The following is a 637-nucleotide window of genomic DNA, read 5'->3' as shown; positions in this document are numbered from 1 at the left end:
CGCGGGTCGTCGACGGGCCGGGCGACCTCTCCGGGCCGCGGGCGCCGGCCGAACTGGTCGCCAGGGCGGCGGACGCCCTCGGCGGGCGGCTCGACATCCTCGTCGCCAACCACGCCCTCAGCGGTTCGGACGGACCGCTGGACGCGATCGACGCGGCGATGCTGGACGCGCACTGGGCGGTCGACACCCGGTCCGTGATCCTGCTCGTCCAGGCCTACGCCCGGCTGCGCGCCGCGCTGCCGCCGCGGGCACCCGGCGGGCGCGTGGTGATGATGACCTCCGGCCAGGACATCGCCGGCGGGATGCCCCAGGAGATCGCGTACGCGCTGCAGAAGGGCGCCCTCGCGTCGGTCACCCGTTCCCTCGCGACCGCCCTCGCCGAGCACGCCGTGACCGTGAACACCGTCAACCCCGGACCGGTCGACACCGGCTATCTGACCGGGGAGGCGCACCGGGCGGTCGCCTCGATGTTCCCGGCCGGGCGCTGGGGGATGCCGGACGACCCCGCACGGCTCATCGCCTGGCTGGCCACGGACGAGGCCGAGTGGATCACCGGGCAGGTCATCGACTCGGAGGGCGGATTCCGGCGCTGAGACGGCCCGGCGGCCCCGCGGCCCCGCGGCCCCGCGGCCCGGCG

The 637-nt window shown here is 76.8% G+C and carries 1 protein-coding gene; it reads left to right on the top strand.

Features of this window, described 5'->3' with window-relative positions; translation table 11 throughout:
- A partial coding sequence (locus HO151_RS02725; protein ID WP_173894523.1) for an SDR family oxidoreductase occupies positions 1-593 on the top strand: 593 nt, incomplete at its 5' end.
- Positions 594-637: the final 44 nt, after the last annotated feature.

This window comes from Streptomyces sp. 8P21H-1, from assembly GCF_013302945.1.
This window is presented reverse-complemented; position numbering and strand designations above follow the sequence as displayed.